This window comes from Pseudideonella sakaiensis, from assembly GCF_048320135.1.
In the GTDB taxonomy this organism is placed as follows: domain Bacteria; phylum Pseudomonadota; class Gammaproteobacteria; order Burkholderiales; family Burkholderiaceae_C; genus Ideonella_A; species Ideonella_A sakaiensis_A.
Map to the genome: position 1 here is coordinate 4,507,792 of NZ_CP182947.1, position 16,088 is coordinate 4,523,879.

15 protein-coding genes are annotated in these 16,088 nt (G+C 70.0%); all 15 read left to right on the forward strand.

Going from position 1 to position 16,088, the window contains the following annotated elements; all coding sequences use genetic code 11:
* The first annotated feature begins 23 nt into the window (after positions 1-23).
* The 15 genes from ACNH6H_RS20685 (at position 24) to ACNH6H_RS20755 (ending at position 16,078) form a co-directional block, all read left to right on the forward strand.
* Positions 24-467 carry a phage tail protein gene (locus ACNH6H_RS20685; protein ID WP_418320170.1) on the forward strand — a complete coding sequence of 148 codons (444 nt, stop codon included), beginning with the start codon at positions 24-26 and terminating at the stop codon, positions 465-467.
* A gap of 26 nt (positions 468-493) precedes the next feature.
* On the forward strand, positions 494-2,017 hold the full coding sequence (locus ACNH6H_RS20690) for a phage tail sheath C-terminal domain-containing protein (protein WP_418320171.1): 1,524 nt from the start codon (positions 494-496) through the stop codon (positions 2,015-2,017).
* An 85-nt stretch (positions 2,018-2,102) separates the two neighbouring features.
* Positions 2,103-2,591 (forward strand): phage tail protein, encoded by a 489-nt coding sequence (locus tag ACNH6H_RS20695; protein WP_418320172.1) that lies wholly within the window; start codon positions 2,103-2,105, stop codon positions 2,589-2,591.
* A complete protein-coding gene (locus ACNH6H_RS20700; protein ID WP_418320173.1) occupies positions 2,588-3,721 on the forward strand; it encodes a hypothetical protein in 1,134 nt (377 codons plus the stop codon). The genes ACNH6H_RS20695 and ACNH6H_RS20700 overlap by 4 nt, the downstream gene beginning before the upstream one ends.
* Before the next feature lie 10 nt (positions 3,722-3,731).
* Positions 3,732-3,911, forward strand: coding sequence for a hypothetical protein (locus ACNH6H_RS20705; RefSeq protein WP_418320174.1), 180 nt, complete (start codon positions 3,732-3,734; stop codon positions 3,909-3,911).
* A 10-nt stretch (positions 3,912-3,921) separates the two neighbouring features.
* Positions 3,922-5,013 (forward strand): phage late control D family protein, encoded by a 1,092-nt coding sequence (locus ACNH6H_RS20710; RefSeq protein WP_418320175.1) that lies wholly within the window; start codon positions 3,922-3,924, stop codon positions 5,011-5,013.
* A gap of 10 nt (positions 5,014-5,023) precedes the next feature.
* Positions 5,024-5,740: a phage baseplate assembly protein V gene (locus ACNH6H_RS20715; RefSeq protein WP_418320176.1), complete on the forward strand. Its 717-nt coding sequence runs from the start codon at positions 5,024-5,026 to the stop codon at positions 5,738-5,740.
* Between the two features lie 6 nt (positions 5,741-5,746).
* Entirely contained in the window at positions 5,747-7,408 is a 1,662-nt protein-coding gene (locus tag ACNH6H_RS20720) for a hypothetical protein (protein ID WP_418320177.1), read from the forward strand.
* Between the two features lie 52 nt (positions 7,409-7,460).
* Positions 7,461-7,862 carry a GPW/gp25 family protein gene (locus ACNH6H_RS20725; protein ID WP_418320178.1) on the forward strand — a complete coding sequence of 134 codons (402 nt, stop codon included), beginning with the start codon at positions 7,461-7,463 and terminating at the stop codon, positions 7,860-7,862.
* A gap of 1 nt (position 7,863) precedes the next feature.
* Positions 7,864-10,119 carry a baseplate J/gp47 family protein gene (locus ACNH6H_RS20730; protein WP_418320179.1) on the forward strand — a complete coding sequence of 752 codons (2,256 nt, stop codon included), beginning with the start codon at positions 7,864-7,866 and terminating at the stop codon, positions 10,117-10,119.
* 1 nt (position 10,120) lies between these two features.
* The gene (locus ACNH6H_RS20735; protein WP_418320180.1) at positions 10,121-12,697 is read left to right on the forward strand and encodes a phage tail protein; all 2,577 of its coding nucleotides are present in this window, start codon (positions 10,121-10,123) and stop codon (positions 12,695-12,697) included.
* Positions 12,698-12,728: 31 nt separating this feature from the next.
* Positions 12,729-13,046 (forward strand): hypothetical protein, encoded by a 318-nt coding sequence (locus ACNH6H_RS20740; protein ID WP_418320181.1) that lies wholly within the window; start codon positions 12,729-12,731, stop codon positions 13,044-13,046.
* Between the two features lie 9 nt (positions 13,047-13,055).
* On the forward strand, positions 13,056-13,388 hold the full coding sequence (locus ACNH6H_RS20745) for a hypothetical protein (RefSeq protein WP_418320182.1): 333 nt from the start codon (positions 13,056-13,058) through the stop codon (positions 13,386-13,388).
* Positions 13,375-14,235: a hypothetical protein gene (locus ACNH6H_RS20750; protein WP_418320183.1), complete on the forward strand. Its 861-nt coding sequence runs from the start codon at positions 13,375-13,377 to the stop codon at positions 14,233-14,235. The genes ACNH6H_RS20745 and ACNH6H_RS20750 overlap by 14 nt, the downstream gene beginning before the upstream one ends.
* Positions 14,236-14,257: 22 nt before the next feature.
* Positions 14,258-16,078 (forward strand): hypothetical protein, encoded by a 1,821-nt coding sequence (locus ACNH6H_RS20755; protein WP_418320184.1) that lies wholly within the window; start codon positions 14,258-14,260, stop codon positions 16,076-16,078.
* The last annotated feature ends 10 nt before the right edge of the window (positions 16,079-16,088 follow it).

The following is a 16,088-nucleotide window of genomic DNA, read 5'->3' on the forward strand; positions in this document are numbered from 1 at the left end:
TTCCACACACAGGAGCAAGCATCATGGCCCGTCAGGTTCCGTATGGCGCCTTCAACTTCATCGTCAATTTCGCCGGCGGCGAATCCTTCGGCGGCTTTTCCGACGTCTCCGGCATCGGCTCCGAGATCACCGTGGCCGAATACCGCTACGGCAACGACAAGGAAAACCATGTGCGCAAGGTGCCCGGCGTGCACAAGGTCGGCGACATCACGCTGAAGCGCGGCGTCATCAACTCCGAGTCGGTCTGGGCCTGGATCAGCGACGTGCGCACCAATGGCGTCAATGGCCAGCAGGACGTCTCGATCACGCTGATGGACGAGGCCCGCAACCCGGTGCAGACCTGGCTGCTGCGCAATGTCATCCCGATGAAATATACCGGCCCGACGCTGGCTGCCAAGGGTGGCGGCGACGTCGCGATGGAAGAACTGGTGCTGGCTGCAGAAGGTCTCGAAGTCGAGGCCGTCTGAAGCTTATCCAACAGCGACCACCACCGATGTTCGGGCTCAGCTTCGAATCCGCCGCCGCCGTCGAGGCCGCGCACCCGGCGCGTGCCGACATCGCGCTGTTTGTCGGCTGGACCACGCGCCGCGCGAGTGCGAAGCTGCCGCGCCCGGTCGCCGAGTGGCTGCACGCGCGCCGCCATCTGGCGCAGGACGCTTTCGCGACCGACGCCTGGCAGGACGATGCCTTGCTCAACCTGCCGCTGCCGATCGACAGCTGGGCGGTGTTCGAGACCTTGTTCGACTGGCACGCACGGCCGGTCGGCGGCAGCGCCGGCGAGCGTTGCGACGATTACCTGGGGCTGGCATTGCGCGCCTTCTTCGCCAACGGCGGGCGCAAGGCTTATGTCTTGCGGCTCGGTGATCCGTGGCCGGTGACGCCGCAGGTCAGCGGCAGCGAGCGCGAAGCGCGTCTGGCGCAGCTGCTGCCGCCGGCCGGCAGCTCGTCGTGGCAGCGCGAATCGTGGCGCGGCATCGAGACCGCCTGGGCACTCGACGACGTGAGCCTGGTGCTGGTGCCCGATCTGCCCGAGCTGTTCGGTGACCAGCGCACCATCATCGAGGGCGACGAGGCGCAGTCGCCACCGGTGCCGGAAGTCTTCGTCGAATGTGCCGACACCCTGCTCGGCGCCGATGCGGTCGGTGGCGTGCAACGCATCCGGGCGCCGCGCTCGGGCGACGTCGGCTACGGCGAGTGGAATGCGACGGTGCGTGCGCTGCGCGACCGGCTGGCGCAGCGCCGGCGCGACCTGATGCTGCTGCTGGCCACGCCGCTGCCGGCTGTCGATTCGAGCGCCGCCCGGCGACTGGCCGACACGGTCACGCTGCGATCCAGCATGGTCCAGCTGGCGACGCCGTGGCTGCGGCCCACCCACGCCGCGCGAACGCCCGAAGGCTTGCTGCCCGCCGACGGTGTGCTGGCCGGACTGGTGGCCGCCGGCGTGTTGTCGCGCGGCGCTGCGCGCACCGTGGCCGGTGCCGCGCCGACCGGTGTGTCAGCGGTTTTTCCGCAACCCGCCGACGAGGAACTGCGCACGCCGAACCCGCAGCGCGAAGCCCGTGCGCTGGTATCGCGTTTTTCGCTGTTCGCGCCGACGCACGACGGTGTGCGGCTGCTGTCGGACCTGAGCTGCAGCGCGATCGACGCATGGCGCCACGCCGGCGTCGTCCGCCTGCTCGGCCAGTTGCTGCGCACCGCGCGGCAGGTCGGCGAGACGCTGGTCTTCGAGCCGTCCGGCGAGGCGCTGTGGACACGCGTGCGCAGCCGCTTCGAGGACATGCTGACGCGCTACTGGCAGGCCGGCGCGCTGCGCGGCGCCAGCGCAGCGGAGGCCTTCAGCGTGCGTTGCGACCGCAGCGTGATGAGCCAGAACGACCTCGACAACGGCCGCGTGATCGTGCTCGTCAGCTTCACGCCGCAGTTGTCGATCGAAAGGCTGCGCGTCACGCTGGCGCTGGCCGAGGATGGCAGCGTGTCGCTCGCCGATGCCGCAGAACTCGACGAGGTGACGCCATGAAGCGGGCCGAGCGCCGGGCCGCTCCCAAGCCGGACCGCATCCCCTCGGGGGATCGGCCGATGTACCCATCGGACGAGGGGCAGACATGATTGGCCGCCCGGACACGGCGACGCATGCGCCGCAGGCCTTGTTCAATTTCCACGTCGCGTTCTCGCGCGACCCGGTCGATGGCGGCAACGAGTCCGAGGAAGTGGCCTTGTGCAAAGGCGCCTTCGCCGAAGTCAGCGGACTCGAGGCGACGATGGAGCCGCGCGCGATCCGCGAAGGCGGGCTCAACTGGGGTGCCCACCAGCGGCCCGGCGTCGTCAGTTTTTCGACGGTGGTCTTCAAGCGCGGCATCACCCGCGCCCGCGACCTTTGGTGGTGGTTCGAGCTGATGGGCAGCGGCAGCTATGCCGCGCGGCTGCGGGCGCAGATCCAGATCTTCGACACCGCCGGCGAGCCGATGATGGCGTGGACACTGCGCCGCGCGCTGCCGGTCAAGTTCAAGTGCGCCGATCTGAATGCACGCGCCGGCGATGTCGGTGTCGAGGAGCTGCACATCGTGCATGAAGGCCTGGAGCACTCGACATGAGTGAATTGCAACTCGCCAAGGCCGAAGTCGTGATCAACGGCGAAACGATACCGGTGCAGTTCAACCCGGTGTCTCTGCAGGTCGAGATCACCAACAGCATCAACCAGCAGGGCGAGGCCGGCGGCACGAACCAGGTGTCGACGCAATCGAGCGCGAAGATGGGGCTGGAGCTGTTGTTCGACACCAGTGCGGTCGGCGAGGATGTTCGCAGCAGGACGCGGCCGTTGCGTGCCGCGGTGCGCGCGCCGCAGGATGCCGAGAGTTCTGGTGGCGGCAGCAGCTCGTCCGGCGACGCCGGTGCCGCCTTCGTGCCGCCGCTGGTGACCTTCCAGTGGGGCACCTTCACCTTCGCCGGCATCGCCGAGTCGTATCGCGAGACGCTCGATTTCTTCTCCGCCGACGGCGTGCCGCTGCGCGCGCAGGTGGCGATCAGCCTGAAGGAACAAGCCGGCGAGTTCACCGCGCTGGAACGCGCCAATCCGAACGGCGCCGCGAGCACCAGCGCATTCGAGGTGCCGTCCGAGCTGGCTGGCGGCGTCGGCGGAGCGGCCGGGGTCGCGCTGGCCGGCGGCGACCTGCGCGCCGCACGTGCGATCGCCGGCGCCAATGGCGAGGCCAGCCTGCGCTTTTCGGCCGGCGCCAGCCTGTCGGTGCAGGCCGGCGTGCAACTGCGCGAGGCGGTGTCGTTCGCCGGCGGCTCGGCCGGCGCCGGTTTTGGTGCCGGCGCAGGCTTGTCGGCCGGTGTCGGTCTCGGCATCGGTGGCGGCGTAGGGCTCGACGTCGGCATCGGCGCTGGAGCCGCGGCAGGGTTCGGCGCCAGTGCCGGTATCGGCGCAGGCGCCGGCGCCGGGCTGACGATCGGCGCGGGCGCGGGCGCAGGAGCCGCGGCCGGTGCCGGTGCAGGTCTCACGATCGGCACGGGCGCCTCGTCGCCATCGAGGAGCAGCGCGCCAGCCTTGCGTTTCGATGCACGCCGCCTCGCGAAAGCGCCACCGGCGCGGCAGCTGGCCACCGACGCCGGTGCCGGCTTCGGCATCGACGGCCGCGCGCTGCCGGCCGGCAGCGCCGGGCTGCGCAGCGATGTCGGCCAGGGCCGGCCCTTGTCGTCACGACTGAAATTCGACCTGTAGAGGAAACACCATGCCCGTTGTCATCGAACAAGTCGAGATTGCCGTTCCGAGCGCCGAGTCGACGCCGGCCAACCCGCCGCGCAACACCTCTTCAGCGACGGGCCCGAGCTGGTCGGTCGAACTCGCGCGCAAGCTGCAGGAGCAGTTGCGAATCGCGCTCGAACGTCAGCAGCGCCTGCAGGCGGATTGAGGCCATCCAGATGCCGGTAGCGACGCCCGAAACCCCGGTTGCGCAACGCGCCGCCTACAGCGCCCGCCCGACGCTGCTGATCGACGGCACGCGCAGCGATGCGGTGGCCGAGATGGTGCGCAGCTGTGTCGTTCGCGAGGCCGAAGGTGGTCTGAGCAGCCTGGTTCTGACCTTGTCCGACTGGGGCGTCAACCAGGGCTCGATCGGCCATCTGTTCGATGCCGGCGGCGAGATCGAACTGGGCACCCGGCTGAAGCTGTATTTCGGCGAGACCAGTTCGCCGCGCGCGGTCTTCGACGGCGAAGTGCACGCGATCGAGGCGCACGCGTCGACCGGCACACCGCCGGAAATCGTCTTCCTCGCCGAAGACAAGCTGTTCGCCGCGCGGCTGGCTAGGCGCAGCGCAGTTTATGTCGACCAGTCGCCTACCGACGTCGTGAATACGATCGCCGAGCGGCTCGGGCTGCAGGCGGATACCGGCGACCTGGGAGGCGCCGTCGGAACCTGGGCGCAGTTCAACGAAAGCGACCTGGCCTTTCTGCGCCGGCTGCTGTCGCGGCTCGACTGCGACCTGCAGATCAGCGACGAACAGCTGCAGGTTCGCCGCATCTCCGACCGCGACCGCGGCAGTCTGAACCTGTCGCTGTACAGCCAGCTGCAGCAGGTGCGCGTGATCGCCGACCTCGCCGGGCAGGCGACCGCGGTCACCGCCAGCGGCTTCGACCTCGCCGCCGGCACCGCCTTCACGGTCGAAAGCACCGGCAGCGCCGCCGGCCCTGGCAGCGGCAGCAGCGGCGCCGACCTGCTGGCTGGTCTGCGATCGCGCAGCGAACACCTGACGCCGCTGGCCTGCGCCAACGAGACCGAGGCGCGCGCACTCGCCGACGCCGCCTTCGACCAGCGCGCGCGCCGCTTCGTCCGCCTGCACGGCAGCACCGAAGGCAATGCATCGCTGCGCGTCGGCACGACGCTGAACATCGACGGCATCGCCCGTCGCTTCGACAACAGCTATGCGGTGGTCGAGGCGACGCACCGCTACGACCTCATCAGCGGCTACCAGACCGACTTCGTTGCCCAGTCGGCCTGGCTGGCCGCGCCCTGAAGGAGACACGATGGACCGCGCCGATCCGCAAACCCTGCTGCCCACCGGCACCCCGCCGGCGCTGGGCCCGGCCTGGGCGGGCGGCGTCTTCCTGGCCCGGGTCGCCGACATCGTCGATCCGGAGGGCCTGGCGCGGGTACAGGTGCGACTGCATGGCGCAAGCGGCGTCGACGACCAGGACATGCCGTTGTGGGCACAGCTCGTCAGCGCCGGTGCCGGCGACAACCGGGGCAGCTACTGGGTGCCCGATGTCGATGACCTGGTGGTGGTCGCATTCGTGCAGGGCGATGCACGTTTCCCGATCGTGCTCGGTGGCTTGTGGAACGGCAGCGCGACGCCGCCGGAAGCCATGGACGGCAGCGGCAACAACAACCTGAAGGTCTTGCGCTCGCGCAACGGCGTCAAGGTCACGCTCGACGACGAGGACGGCCAGGAAAAGCTGATCCTGGAGACGCCGGGCGGCCAGACGCTGACGCTGCGCGATGGCCCCGGTAGTTGCGAGCTGGTCGACAGCAACGGCAACAGCATCACGCTCGAAAGTGCCGGCGTCACCATCACCGCGGCGGCCAAGGTCAAGGTCGAGGCGGCGACGGTCGAGGTCAGTGCCGGCATGGTCACGGTGAACGCCGGCATGTCGAAATTTTCCGGCGTCGTGCAGTGCGACACGCTGATCAGCAACTCGGTGGTCTCGGCGTCGTATACGCCGGGCGCTGGCAACATCTGGTAAGCCGCGATGGCCGCCGTCACCGAAACCCGACATCCGCATCCGGTCCGGCTGCGTGGTGCTGCTTCGGGGCGCACCGGTGCGCCGGCGCTGCTGCCCGACATCGAGGCCGAGGATTTTGTTGCTGTACTCGGCCAGGCGATCAAGCGCAGCCCGTGGCCGCGCTTCGGCTGGCCGGCGACGCCGCCGCTGCCGACACTGGCGCAGCAGGGCGCGCCGCGGGCGCTGTTCCAGCCGATCCACCGCCGCTTCAACCTGCTGCTGCTCGACACCCACTGCGATATCTTCGGCAGCCCGCGGCTCGATCCGCGCAGGATCGAATCGGCCGGCTTCGTCGTTCGCCGCTGGATCGGCCCCGACGCCGGCAAGACGATGCCAGGCGCCGAGCAACTGGCATCGCCGGCGCACTGGCAGGCCTGGCAGGAATCCGATGGCGAACCGCTCGGCTGGGCGCCGCTGCGCGACCAACGCGGCTTCGATGCCGACCCCGACCCGGCACGCCGGCCGCTGCCGCGCACCGGCAATGCCGTGGTCGATGCGCAACTGGCCGCGCGCCAGTCGTCCAGCCCCGGTGAGGTCATCAACCGGCTGTATCCGCTCGCACCCGACGTCAACGACCACGCCAGGCGCACGCTGCTGTATGGCCTGGTGCCGGCCGGCGAGGCGCAGCGCAAGGCCGCCACGACCGCGGTCGACTATTCGGGTGCACGGGCGCCGGGCGAGGCACGCGACAATTTTGTTGCCCACCTGTCGCCTTATCTGCGCAGTGCCGGCATCACCCGCACGCTGCCGAACCCGAACAGCTTGTTCGACAGCAGCTGGATCGATGGTGACGGCGACGTGATGCTCGATGCCGCGACCGATGTCGGCAACGGTGGCAACGACCTGCAGCGCGCGCAGTTCACCGCCTTCATCCGCCAGCTGGCACTGGAGTTCGAGATCGACAGCGCACGTGCCGAGCCGCTGCGCCGGCTGCTCGACGAAGTGCCGCTGCATCGTCGCCGCTCGCCGGTGCCGCCTCCCCGCCAGCCCTTGTTCGAGCGCATCGACACCTCGAGCTTCATCGTCGCCTGCGCGCGGCTGTTCGGCGACGAGACGGCACCGGCGGTTCGTCTGCCCGAGCTGTTCGGCCCGCTGCCCTCTGGCTGGACGCAACGCTTCGTCGACGCCGCGCTCGACCTGCTGTCGCTGCGCAGCGTCGAGGCGCGCACGCTCGAGAGCCGCTTCGACGACGACGGCGCGCTGTATGCGATCCGCGCCTTTGTTCGCGTCAAGCAGGGCGACGGCTGTCCGCCGCTGCTGGTGTGGAGCGAGATGACGCCGCTGTACCGCATCGCACCCTGGTTTGCATCGACCGGTGCGCCGCAGGCCCGCATCGCATTGCCGCCGTTCGACAAGGAATCGCTGCGCGCGATGAAACCGAATGTCGCCTTCGATCTGCCGCCGTCGCTGCAGAACCTGCTGATGAACAACGACCCGGCCGATCTGCTGGCCGGCAAAGGCAAGAAGGGCAGCGAGTTCGGCATCGGCTGGTTGTGCTCGTTCAGCATCCCGATCATCACGATCTGCGCCTTCATCCTGCTGAACATCGTGCTGTCGCTGCTGAACATCTTTCTGCGCTGGCTGCCGTTCGTGAAGATCTGTCTGCCGATACCGACGAAGAAGCCATGACAACGCGTAGCCACATTCATGCCGGCTGCCGTGGCGGGGGTGGGGCACGATCATGACCACCCGCGATCCTGCACTCGCACCGCCGATCGGCTGGCCGCTGCTCGGTGTGCCCGACGCCGATGGCCAATGGAACTGGCCATCGCTCGAACGCAGCGTCGCCGAAGGGCTGCGCAAGCTGCTGTCGGTGCGGCCGGGCGAACTGCTGATGCACGCCGACTACGGCGCCGGTCTGCAGGACTTCCTGCATGAGCCGAACACGCTGGCGGTGCGCGCACGCATCAAGGCACGCATCGAAGCCGCCGTCGCACGCGACGAGACGCGTGTCGTACTCGATCGCGTCGAGGTGCGCGAAGACGATGCCGATGCCGCCGCGGTGCGTGTCGAACTGCACTACCGCCTGCGCCGCAGTGGCGCACCGCAACAGCTGTCGCTGGCGATGAACCTGGGAGGCTGACGTGCCCTTGCCCGTGCCCCAACTCGACGACCGGCGCTTCGACGACCTGGTGGCGGAGCTGCTGGCACGGATCCCGTCGCACACGCCGGAATGGACCAACCCGCGCGTCGGCGACCCAGGGCGCACGCTGGTCGAATTGTTCGCCTTCCTCGGCGATACGCTGCTGTACCGCGCGAACCAGGTGCCCGAGCGCCAGCGCCGAGTCTTCCTGAACCTGCTCGGTCTCGGGCTGAAGCCGGCGCGTCCCGCACGCGGCCTGGTCGCGCTGCGACTGCCCGACGAAGGCCGCGACGCGGTCGACCTGCGCGCGCGGGCACGCATCGAACGGCCGGTGCCCTTCGAGACGCTGCAGGAGGTGTCGATAGCACCGGTGACCGGCGAGGCCTATATCAAGCGGCGCGTCAGCGCCGAGACGAATCCGGAACTGACCGAAACGATCGCCCAGCTCGGCCAGCTCTACGGCGGGCGATCGCTCGATACCTACGAAACGACGCCGCTGTTCGCCAACGGGCTGGCGGTGCCGCAGGGCATCGATGTCGTCGCCGATACGGTCGATCGCTGCGTGTGGATGGCCTTGCTCGCGCCGAAGCCGGCGCGCGGAGAAGATCCGGTCGCGCTGCGCGACCGTGCGCGCGAACAGCTGGCACGCGACGCTTCGGGCGCGCCGCGGCTGCTCAATGTCGGCGTGCTGCCTGCGCTGGTGGTTCCCGACGAGCAGCGCGCCGTCGGCGCGCGCGAGCAGATCGATGCGCAGTGGGAAATCAGCGTCGGTGGTGCACGCGCGACCGACTACCACACGCTCGATGTCGCGTCGGGCAGCAGCGATGGCTTGCGGCGTGCCGGCGTTTTCCGGCTGGTGCCGCCCGGTGCCGACCTGATCGGCGTCGGTGATTCGGTACGCGGCATCGACGCGCTGTCGGGCGTCGACGACGAGCCGCCGCGCCTCGACGATCCCGAGCGCGCACAACGCCTCGTCGCCTGGCTGCGGCTGCGTGCCGCGCCGTCGACGATGCAGCTGCGGCTCGCCTGGATCGGCCTGCATGCGGTGCAGGTCGAGCAGGGCACGCGCAGCGAATCGCTGGTGGTCGCGCAGACACGGGGCATCGCCGACGAGCGCATCGTGCTGCCGCTGCGCAACATCGATCCGGCCAGCCTGCAGCTGGCGGTGGCCGAACCCGGCGCCGACTACGACGCCTGGACGCGCGTCGACGACCTCGCGCTGCTGTCGCACCGGCCCGACGTCGCGCGCAATGCGCGGGCCTACGAACTCGATCCGCAATCGGGCGAAGTACGCCTCGGTGACGGCGTTCGCGGCCGCGTGCCGGCTGCCGGGTCGCGGGTGAAGATCGTTTCGGCGCGCGCCGGCGGTGGCCGCGCCGGCAACCTGGCGCCGCTGACGCTGAAGGAGATCACCGGCTGGCGCGTTGCCGACCGCAGCCCGGTGTCGAATCTGAAAGTGCTGCAGCCGAGCACGACGGTCGGCGGCGAGGACGCCGAAACGGTCGAGGCCGCCGAAGCCCGCATCCCCGGTGTGCTGCGCCATCGCGAGCGCGCTGTCACCGCCGACGACTACCGCGTGCTCGCCTTGCAGACCCCCGGCGTCGACATCGCCCGGGTCGAGGTGTTGCCGCGCTTCGTGCCACGCTCGCGCGCCTTCGGCGTGCCCGGCGTCGTCACCGTGTTGGCGCTGCCCGGCACCATCGGTGGCGGCGTCGGCACCGCGCCGAATCCGCGTGCCGACCAGCCGTTGATCGAGGCGGTGTTTGCGCAGCTCGATTCGCGCCGGCCGCTGGCCACCGAGTTGTATGTGATCGGCTGCGAATATGTGCCGATTGCGGTATCGGTCGGCGTCAGCCTGCGCGACGATGCGCAGCGCGATGCCACGTTGGCGGCGGTTCGCGCCGCGCTGCGCCGGCTGCTGTGGCCGCTGGCGCCGGGTGGCTTCGACGGCGTCGGCTGGGCGCTCGGTCGCAGCGTGGCCGACCGCGAACTCGAGGTCGAGGCGGCGCGCGTCGCCGGTATCGCCAGCGTCGCCGGCGTCAACCTGTTCGTGCGCGAGGGCAATGGCTGGGCGCTGGTCGGCCGCAACGGCAACGGCGCGCAGCAGCTGGCGCTGGCCGGCTGGCAACTGCCCGAACTGATGCAGGTGGTGGTGGCGGTCGGCAATGCCGCACCCGAACGCATCGACGCCGACATCGGCGGCGGCGGCGAAGCTGGCACGCGTGTCGCGGTGCCGGTGATCACGGACTTGTGCTGACATGGACGCCAACGGCCAACGCTTCTGGATGTGGTCGCAGCCCGCCGACTGGCTGGAACTCGACGGCACGGCCGTTGCCTTGTCGAGCAACACCGTCGCGGGCGCGCACGATGCCGCACCGCGGCCGTTGCTTGCGCTGCGTGCCGAACGTGCCGCACCGGCGCTGCGCGACGGACCGGCGCGCGAACTGCTGGCCGAAACCGAGCTCGCGCGCCTGCCTTTGCTGCGCGACCGTTTCGGCACGCTGGCGCGCTGGGACGTGCCCAGCCAGACTTTGATGGGCTTCGGTGCCTTCGAAGGCGAGGTGCCGCGATACGCAACCACCGCCGGCAGCACGCCGCTGGCGCTGGCGCTGGACCACGACGATGTGCTGCTGCTGGCCTTTGCCGACCGCATCGAGATGGTCGACCTGCGCGACCGTTTTGCGCCGCTGCGGCTGACGCCGCCGCTGCTCGGTGGCACGACGCCGTTCACGCCGCATGCGCTGGCCTGCGATGCGGTCGGCGGGCGCTGGGCACTCGACCGGAATCGGCGCCGGCTGGCGCGCATCGCCGGCACCCCCTGGCCGGACCGCGCCGGCGTCGTCTACGACCCCGGCACCTTCCGCCCCAGTCCAGAGAACCCCGATGCGCCGCATATCGAGCTGCTGCCTGTCGCACTGCCGGCCGAGCTGCGGCCGGTGGCAATGGCTGCCAGCCCCGCCGGCCGCCTGGCGGTGGCCTGCTGGGGCGCCGATGGCGAGCTGGTGCTGCTCGCGTCCGGTGCGGACGGCGCTGCGCCGCAACGTCTGGTGCTGGCCGGTGCGGCCTACGCCCATGCGATCGCCTGGCTCGACGACAGCGAGGTCGCCTTGCGCATCGCCGATCTCGACGAGGCGCTGGCTTATGTTGTGCCGCCGGGACTGGCAGCGGACATGCCGCTGCAGCCGGTCGGTCGGCGTTATCCGAGCGCCGACGCCGCGGCCGGGCCCTTCGTCGCAGCGCAAAGCTGGCCGCCGCATCTGCCGCTGGCGCAGCCGGTCGAGCCGGCACTCGGCGGGCCCGATACGACGCAGCGTTTCAGCCGCGAACTGGTGCCGCTGGCCTGGCGTGGTTTTGTCGCCGAGGGCAGCGCCGCCGGCCGAGCCATCGACAGCGGGCAGCTCGACCTGAACTGGCACCGCCTGTATCTGGAGGCGATCATTCCGGCCGGCTGCGGGGTGCTGGTCGAACTTGCCGCGTCCGACGAGAACCTCGTACCCGCCGACGATGTTTGGTGGCCACACTGGTTCGGCGACCTCGGCGCCGCGCCAGCGCTGCCTGCGGGCACGCCGCACGGTGTCTGGCAGAGCGAAGGCAGCGAGCTGCCGCACCGCGCCGGCCTGCTCGACTGTCCGCCGCAAGCCGGCCGCGTCGGCCTGTTCAATGTGCTGGTGCAGCGCGCCGGGCGGCGCCTGCGCGCGCTGCGCGGCCGCCATCTGTGGCAACGCATCACGCTGTTCGGCAACGGCCGCTCGACGCCCGAGGTCGCCGCGCTGCGCCTGTGGGGCGAACGTTTTTCGTATGTGCGTCGCTACCTGCCCGAGCTGTACCGCGACGAGGAGGTCTTCGACCGCGACGTCGACGGTGAGGCGACGCCGCACGACTACCTCGAGCGTTTCAGCCAGCTTTTCGAAGGCCTGCTGACGCCCTGGGAGGACGGTATCGCCGAAACACGCGTGTTGTGTGATCCGTCGAGTACGCCGCCGCAGACCCTGCCCTGGCTGGCCGGCTGGACCGGTGAATCCTTCCCGGCCCGTCTCGACGCCAAACGGCGCCGCGACTGGCTCGTCAATGCGGTTGCGCTGCGCCGGCACCGCGGCACGCTGCACGGCCTGCAACTGGCGCTCGACATCGCCTCCGGCGGCCAGGTGAGTCGCGGCCGGGTGATCGTGATCGAGGACTTCCGGCTGCGCCGCACGATGGCGACGCTGCTCGGCATCGACCTGAACCGCGGCGACGACGATTCGCTGCTGCCGGGGCTGGTGGTGTCGGGCAATTCATTCGTCGGCGACACGCTGATCCTCGGCGACGCGGACGACGCGCAAGCGCGGCGCGAATTCCTGGCGTTGTTCGGCGACGCGATCGAATCGGAAGCCGAAGCCGAGACCGTCGCCAGCGTCTACCAACGCACCGCCCACCGCGCGACCGTGCTGGTGCACGAGGACCTCGACGACGACCTGCGTGCGCTGGTCGCGAATATCGCCAGCGAAATGGCGCCGGCGCATGTGCTGATCAAGGTGATCGCCGCGCGAGAGCCCTTCCTCGTCGGCGTCGCCAGCCTGGTCGGCGTCGACAGCTATCTGCGCGACCCGCTGCAGCCGGCGACGGCGCGCATCGACGTCAGCGACATCGGCCGTGGCGATCACATCCGCGGCGGTGGCGCCTTCGACTGGCGGCTGGAGGACGGCGTGCCGTCCGACAGCTTCGGCGAGCCGACCGCGGTGCTCGAAGCACCTGGCCTGGTCGAGGCCAACCAGCCGCTGACGCTCGATGGCCGCCATTCGGTACCGCCGTCCGGCGGGCAGATCGTCCGCTGGCGTTTCACCCGCAAGAACTGACCTGCCCTGAAACATCACCGAGGAGAGAGAGATGGCCAAGCTAGAGATCAACGTTCCCTTCGAAACCGACCAGGCGGTGATCGTCGTCGAGGTCGATCCCGACCAGCCGCTGGCGCGCGGCCGGCATCTGTACCAGCTGGAAGTGACCGACGATTCGGGCAACGTCTCGGCGCCCGACCAGGTGGTGGTGATCGTCGCCGACCGCGAGCGCCCGACCGCGGTGCTGAACGGGCCACAGATCGCCGACGTCGGCAAGGAGTTCCAGCTCAATGGTGAGAAGTCCTTCGACATCGGCGGCACGATCAAGAGTTACCGCTTCACCTACCTCGGCCCCGACCAGCGGGGATGAGCCAGCGCGATGCCGGTCCTTGTCATCAACCGGACGATCGAGCAGCGCGAGCCGACGCTGCTGGTGGAGAACCGCCTCGCGCCGGGGCTGCACCGTTTTTCTCTGGTGGTGGTCGACGACAGCGGCAACGCCAGCGAGCCCGACTTCTTCACCGTCACCGTGCGCCGTGCGGTCGTCGTCGATCCGGTGCGTCCGCCGGTGACGCCGATCCGGCCGGTGATCGTCGATCCGGTCATCAGGCCGCCGATCAGCGGCCCGCTGCGCCCGCCGGCGCCCGGCCCGACACCGCTTCGGCCGCGCAGCGCGGCAACGCGCAAAGGAAAAAAACATGGCCCTGAATGACAACGACCTCGCCGCCGTCGACGTCTTGCCCGCCGCATTGCGACCCGACCGGCTCTACTACGACACCGGCGTGCTGCTGGATCGGGACGATTTCGTCGACGAACAGACCTATCACCGCAGCCGCCTCGCGCGCGCGCTCGGCTACCTCGGCGGATCCGGCACGCTGGTCGGTCTGAAGGTGGTCGCGGCGCGGCCGGCGCCCGGGCTCGAACTGCAGGTCGGTGGCGGCCTGGCGGTCGACCGGTTCGGCCGCCTGATCGAAGTGCCACGCCCCTGGTGCCTGCGCCTGGCGCCGTGGGTCGCTTCGAAGAGCAGCGACGCGTTGCGCGCCGCACTCGGGCCCGCGGGTGTCGTCGCCGACCTGTACCTGCGTTTTGTCAGCCGCGGCCGCGGCGCAACGCCGGCGTTTGCGCACGGCGCCTACGACGCCACCGATGCGCTGGTGCCGTCACGGGTTCGTGACGCCTTCGTCTTCGAGCTGGTACTGCGGCCCGAGGCCAAGGACGATCCCGCAGCGACCAACCACCTGCCGCGCCAGCGTTTTGCCGCGCTGCGCGCGATGGCGCCCGCCGATCGGCCCAATGCGGTGCGCGCCGCGCTGCTAGACGGCTGGGACGATGCGCTGGCGCGGCCGAACGGCGAATCGCTGGCGCCGCTGCAGGAACATGCCGTCGGTGTCGATGCGGCGGCGGTTTTCCTGGCCCGTCTGCGCCTGCCGGCCGGCGCACCCGATGCCGACGGCCGCCCGGTATTCGACCTCGACAGTTTCGACAACGACCACATCGACAACGAATCGCGCGCCTTCGTCGTGCCGAACGACATGCTGGCCGCGGTCTTTGCGGCATGACGCCCCATCGCTGGAGCAGCGAATGAACATCACCTCCAACCGCACCTTCATCAGCCTGGAAAACGCGCTGCAACTGCGCCAGGCCAACCTGCTGGTCGAGGAGTCGCACCGTGTGCGGCCGCGTTATTTCGACGGCAAGTTTCTCGCCGCGCGCGACCTGACGCGAGACCAGGCCTATTTCCTCGCGCGCCAGTCCGGCTTTGCACGCGCGCTCGGCAGCGGCGTCGTCGAAGGCCTGCAGGTGCGTGCCGGCACGGTCGCCAGCGACCTCGAGGTCGATGCCGGTTTCGGCTATACCAGCGCCGGTGAGCTGGTCTCGCTGTCGCGCACCGTGCGGGTCTCGCTGCCGCAGCTGTTCCGGTTGCAGACATTGGCGGCGCAGCTCGGCACGCTGCGCCGGCCGGGCCCGCCGCTGCGCAACCGCACCGGCATCTTCGTGCTCGGCCTGCGTGCGCTGGAGTTCAGCGCCAACCCGGTCGCCGCCTACCCGACCAGCCTCGACGGGCCGCGCCAGGTCGAAGAGGGCGACATCGTCGAGGCCAGCGCATTGACGCTGACACACTGGGTCGCCGCGCCGCCCGAATCGCTGGACGGCCAGCGCGGCAGCCTGGCGCGCGACGCTTTCGTCACCCAGTCGCTACCCGATCTGCCGGCCGAGATGCTGCCGCTGGCCATCGTCGCGATCGCCGGCGACAACATCCGCTGGGTCGACATGTTTCTGGTTCGCCGCGCCGCCGGCCAGGCGCACAGCGACGTGCTCGGCTTCGGTTTTGCGCCCAGGCTGCAGCGCGAGGCCCACCTCGCGCAATACATGCAGCAGCTGGCCGATGTGATGGCGCGCGCCGGCACCGGCCGACCGAATGCGTCGCAACATTTCAGCGCGCTGCCGGCGGCCGGGGCGATGCCCGCTGCCGCGCTGAACCCGCAGGATTTCAGCCAGAGCTGGTTTCCGCCCGGCGTCGATGCCGAATTGATGCTGGTTCCCGAGGACGAGATTCCGGCGCTGGTCGAGGAGTCGCTGCTGTTGCCGGCTATCGACCTGTCGTTGAGCCCGGCGCAGCAGGAATCGACCGCTGTCGCGATCCTGGTGCCGGTGCCGCGCGAAGCGCTGGCTCGCCAGGCCGCGCGGCTGCGCCAGCAACTGCAGCGCAGCATCGCGGCGCCGGCGCTGCGCCTGTCCGCGAAGCGGCTGCCGCTCGAGACGATCCGCCTGCTCGCCAGCAGCCGCCTGAAGCTGCCGGTTCCGACGCCTGCGCCAACGGTCGATCCGGTCGATGCGGTGTGGGCCGAGCTGCTGTCGGCGCAGGCGCTGCTCTGGTATACGCGGCGGCGCAACCTGTCGCTGCGCCCCGAGATCGAAGGCAGCGTGGTCGCGGTGGTCGCCGGCGACGACGGCGATCTGGAAGACGTCGTGCGCAGCCGCTTCAGCGAAGCATCGCGCGAGCGCCTCGACAAGGTGCTTGGCCATGCCAATGTCGCGTCGCGCGCCGAGCTGAGCAAGTTGCTGGCGTCGCCGAAGATGGCGTCGCCGCTGCTTGCCGAAGCGACGCTCAGCGCGCTCGAGGAAAAGGGCAGCGCGATCAGCAGCGCCGATGTGGCCGAGATCGCCGAAAAGGTCAGCGCGCCGGGCGTCGGCGAAGGCCTGGCGCGACTGGTCGAGGCGCGGCCGGAGCTGCGCGACGACCCGGCACTGGCGACCAAGCTGGCCGGCAACAACCGGCTGTTCGAACTCGACCGCAAGCTGGGGCAGGCGAACAGTTTCGAAGTGGCTCGCCTGTCCTCCGAAATCAATCTGACGACACGTGGCCGCGGCATCAACCTCGCCCGCGTGTTGCCGCCGTAGGCCAACGAAA

Excerpts from the sequence above, each read along its gene's own strand:
- ACNH6H_RS20685 (WP_418320170.1), top strand. The coding sequence starts at position 24 with ATGGCCCGTCAGGTTCCGTATGGCGCCTTCAACTTCATCGTCAATTTC.
- ACNH6H_RS20690 (WP_418320171.1), top strand. The coding sequence starts at position 494 with ATGTTCGGGCTCAGCTTCGAATCCGCCGCCGCCGTCGAGGCCGCGCAC.
- ACNH6H_RS20695 (WP_418320172.1), top strand. The coding sequence starts at position 2,103 with ATGATTGGCCGCCCGGACACGGCGACGCATGCGCCGCAGGCCTTGTTC.
- ACNH6H_RS20700 (WP_418320173.1), top strand. The coding sequence starts at position 2,588 with ATGAGTGAATTGCAACTCGCCAAGGCCGAAGTCGTGATCAACGGCGAA.
- ACNH6H_RS20705 (WP_418320174.1), top strand. The coding sequence starts at position 3,732 with ATGCCCGTTGTCATCGAACAAGTCGAGATTGCCGTTCCGAGCGCCGAG.
- ACNH6H_RS20710 (WP_418320175.1), top strand. The coding sequence starts at position 3,922 with ATGCCGGTAGCGACGCCCGAAACCCCGGTTGCGCAACGCGCCGCCTAC.
- ACNH6H_RS20715 (WP_418320176.1), top strand. The coding sequence starts at position 5,024 with ATGGACCGCGCCGATCCGCAAACCCTGCTGCCCACCGGCACCCCGCCG.
- ACNH6H_RS20720 (WP_418320177.1), top strand. The coding sequence starts at position 5,747 with ATGGCCGCCGTCACCGAAACCCGACATCCGCATCCGGTCCGGCTGCGT.
- ACNH6H_RS20725 (WP_418320178.1), top strand. The coding sequence starts at position 7,461 with ATGACCACCCGCGATCCTGCACTCGCACCGCCGATCGGCTGGCCGCTG.
- ACNH6H_RS20735 (WP_418320180.1), top strand. The coding sequence starts at position 10,121 with ATGGACGCCAACGGCCAACGCTTCTGGATGTGGTCGCAGCCCGCCGAC.
- ACNH6H_RS20740 (WP_418320181.1), top strand. The coding sequence starts at position 12,729 with ATGGCCAAGCTAGAGATCAACGTTCCCTTCGAAACCGACCAGGCGGTG.
- ACNH6H_RS20745 (WP_418320182.1), top strand. The coding sequence starts at position 13,056 with ATGCCGGTCCTTGTCATCAACCGGACGATCGAGCAGCGCGAGCCGACG.
- ACNH6H_RS20750 (WP_418320183.1), top strand. The coding sequence starts at position 13,375 with ATGGCCCTGAATGACAACGACCTCGCCGCCGTCGACGTCTTGCCCGCC.
- ACNH6H_RS20755 (WP_418320184.1), top strand. The coding sequence starts at position 14,258 with ATGAACATCACCTCCAACCGCACCTTCATCAGCCTGGAAAACGCGCTG.